Source organism: Clostridium sp. CAG:43 (assembly GCF_000434655.1).
Lineage (GTDB): Bacteria > Bacillota > Clostridia > Lachnospirales > Lachnospiraceae > Otoolea > Otoolea fessa.
The window spans coordinates 50,002-53,597 of record NZ_FR895020.1; the positions used below are offsets into that span (position 1 = coordinate 50,002).

The window sequence follows — 3,596 nt, forward strand, 5'->3', positions numbered from 1 at the left end:
GCCACAGCAGCCCATTCCAAAATCACCTGCTTCCGAATCTTCGAACTCATCTTCACTGATTTCAGCATTTTTCGCCGGTTCCTCTGCCAGCGATTCATTTTCTTCCTCATCCGTCACAAAAATCTTTCCACGGATCATTCCCATCCAGCAGGTATAATTAACGGTTCCTGTTTCTTCCGGCGTAAATTCAATTACATTTTCCCCCTCTGAAAACGTGTGCGAAATTCCGTACGCCCGCAGCACCATCCGGTAATTGCAACCATTCAGTGCTCCCTTCGGCACATCAATGATCCAGCGGACCGGAGTTCCTGCCTTTACCGTGATATTAGGGTATCGACCGCCGCTCAAGGTACTCCGCACAATCTGAACATCTGTTTTCTCCTCCGAGGCCGTCTCCGATTCGGATGAGGCAATCGATTCAGGCAGCGGTTCAGCTCCCATATTCGGTCCAGCCGAACGCAGAGTTTCTTCGACCTGGCTTCCTGCCGTCCCATCCAGAAGGCCCGATAAACTGAATCCCTGGGACAGCATCGCAAGCCCCAGAACCACTACCAGAACCGCCCCGATTTCCATGACCCGTTTCGTAAACCGTTTTCCAAGCAGCGATACAAACGAGCCCAGTCCCAGCATCAGTGGTACCGTTCCAAGACTGAACATAAACATAGAAAAAGCACCCGCCAGCGGATTTCCCGAAGCCAGCGCTACAATCTGCATCGACTGCAGCGGTCCGCACGGCATAAGCCCGTTCAACATCCCGACTACAAAAGGCTGTCGGTTGCCAGCCTTTTTCTGGTTTACCCTGCCAGCCAGAAACCGTGGGATCTGTGGGGTAAAACGCCGCAGTCCCGGAAAAATACCCAGCATATTGATTCCCATAAGAACCATGAAAATACCGGCAATGATTTTCAAAATACCCTGAAGAAAAAGCGAGATTCCCACACCGGAGCCTCCGCCGATCAGCATTCCTGCAAATCCTAAAATTGCACCGATCACCGTGTAGGAGATCACACGTCCCAGGTTATAGAGAAGCGCCGACCCCAAAATCGATGCTCCGTTTCCTGTCTCCGTCCGCTTCTGCTGGATACACTGTGACAGGTTGATTCCGCCGCACATGGCAATACAGTGTACCGAAGTTAAAAGACCGATCACAAACAGCATCCCATATCCCATTCGGGTATCCGCCAGCTGGCTTGGCACCAGCCGGTTCAGAATGCCCGAATTTTCAAGAAGCGCATAGAGTACCGCAATTACAATCAAAATATGAGCGGCTCTGCCCGGCTTCTGTTTGTTTCTGGCTTTTTCTGATAAAACCTCATATCCCGCGTCCCGGATCACCTGCTGGATCTCCTCCAATGTAATCCAGTCTGGATCGTAAACCAGATCGGCAGTACCATTCTGATAACTGACTCTGGCTGTCTCGATTCCTGCCGTATGGAGCAGAGCTGTTTCTATTTTATTCTGGCAGTTCACACAGGTCATGCCACCGATAAAAATCCTTGTTTTACTACGATTCATGCTTTCGCACCTCCTGACAGAGATACTAGCAGAAAAATGTGTGATTTTTATGTGGATTGTGAATGTCTGGTCACTTTCTTATTTAAAATTTATACCGCATCTGATACCAAGTCACATTCCCATGCACCGATTCCGAGATCCCCTCATTCACAAATCCAAACTTGGCATAATAGGCTATCAATTTTTCCTTGCACGTCAACACAAGTCCCTTCCTCCCCTGTTTTCTGGCATCCTCGATGGCGCACTGGAGCAACTGTCCCGCATAGCCATGTTTCCGGTATGCCGGGATCGTATTGACACCAAAAATCATCTGCCATGCGCCATTTTCATCGTGCATTTCTGCCCGTTCGTACATCTCATCCGTCAGATCCGGCTTGTCTGTGACGAAGCCGTCCACAAACGCAATCAGCTTTTCGTCTTCAAACATGAGCCAGAAATGATTTCCATAATACTTAATTCTCTCCGCAAACTCCTCTTTCGTTGCGGCTTCCGCTGCCGGAAAGCATTCTGCTTCCACGGCTGCAATCTGAGCCAGATCTGCTATTGTCGCTGTTCTTATCTCCACGATACCCTCCATTTATCCATCTGCATCTCTACACTTATTTCTATCCGTTTTATTATAGCAGGCTGCGGGCATAACTTGAAGATGCCCATGCAGATTTCCTCATTTATTGAAAACAAGCCAATGCATATAGTTTTCCCCATACACATCGGCTTATTTCACGCATCAGGTGGATCTCTCGATCCTGCCTTTTACTTCATATTCAACTATTTCCGCAGCTGTGCCAGGCGCTCCTGTACCTGTGCCATCATCTGGCGGTATTTCTCCAGCTTCTCACGCTCTTCGGCAATCTTTGCCTCCGGTGCGCGGCTGACGAATTTTTCATTACTTAACATGCCCTCGGAACGGGCAAGCTCTTTTTTCAGCTTCTCCTCTTCCTTGGTCAGACGCTCGATCTCCTTGTCCAGATCCACCAGCTCTGCAAACGGCATATAGATGGTTGCCTTTGCAGTCACAGCCGATACGGCATCGTCTGCGATTCCGCTCTTGTCCTTCTGAAGGACAACCTCGCTCGCATAGCCAAGAGTTGCGAAGAAGACACGGCTGTGCTCGAAGATGGCCAGAACTTCCGGATCCTCGGATACAACGTATACTTTTGCCTTCTTGCTCGGCGGTACGTTCATGGATGTGCGGACGCCGCGGATCGCGCGGACTGCATCCTTGATCGTCTCTACAGCTTTCTCCTCGTCTGCGAAATTCCACTCATCCTTGTACTCCGGCCAGGAAGAAATCATGATGGACGGTTCCTCATCCTGCAGATTGCAGAAGATTTCCTCGGTAATGAACGGCATATATGGATGCAGCAGTTTCAAGGACTGGATCAGAACCGTTTTCAGGGTCCAGAGTGCAGCTGCCTTGGTGGTGTCTTCCTCGGACCAGAGTCTCGGTTTTACCATCTCGATGTACCAGTCGCAGAACTCCTCCCAGATGAAATCGTAAACCTTCTGGAGGGCGATTCCCAGCTCGTACTTATCCATATTCTCAGTAACATCTTTTGCCAGCGTGTTGACCTTGGAGAGGATCCAGCGGTCAGCCATCTGCAGGTCAGAAAGCTTCACATCCGCTACCGGCGCTTTCTCGATGTTCATCATGATGAAACGGGATGCATTCCATACCTTGTTTGCAAAGTTACGGCTTGCTTCCACACGTTCCCAATAGAAGCGCATATCGTTGCCCGGTGCGTTACCGGTCATCAGGGTCATACGAAGTGCATCGGCGCCGTACTTGTCGATAACCTCGAGCGGATCGATACCATTTCCAAGGGATTTACTCATCTTGCGTCCCTGGGAGTCGCGTACCAGACCGTGGATCAGGACGGTGTGGAACGGCTCTTTGCCCGTCTGCTCCAGACCAGAGAATACCATACGGATAACCCAGAAGAAAATGATATCGTATCCGGTTACCAGCACGTCGGTCGGATAGAAATATTCATATTCCGGTGTATCCTTCGGCCAGCCGAGCGTGGAGAACGGCCACAGGGCGGAGGAGAACCAGGTATCCAGCGTGTCCTCATCCTGAT

3 protein-coding genes are annotated in these 3,596 nt (G+C 50.2%); all 3 read right to left on the reverse strand.

Going from position 1 to position 3,596, the window contains the following annotated elements; genetic code table 11:
* The coding region (locus QVO97_RS01865) for an urease accessory protein UreH domain-containing protein (RefSeq protein WP_288188637.1) at positions 1–1,515 on the reverse strand (1,515 nt) is incomplete at its 3' end.
* Positions 1,516–1,597: 82 nt separating this feature from the next.
* Entirely contained in the window at positions 1,598–2,080 is a 483-nt protein-coding gene (locus tag QVO97_RS01870; RefSeq protein WP_022358723.1) for a GNAT family N-acetyltransferase, read from the reverse strand.
* 203 nt (positions 2,081–2,283) lie between these two features.
* Positions 2,284–3,596, reverse strand: a 1,313-nt coding sequence (locus tag QVO97_RS01875; protein ID WP_288188639.1) for a class I tRNA ligase family protein, incomplete at its 5' end; no start/stop codon positions are given.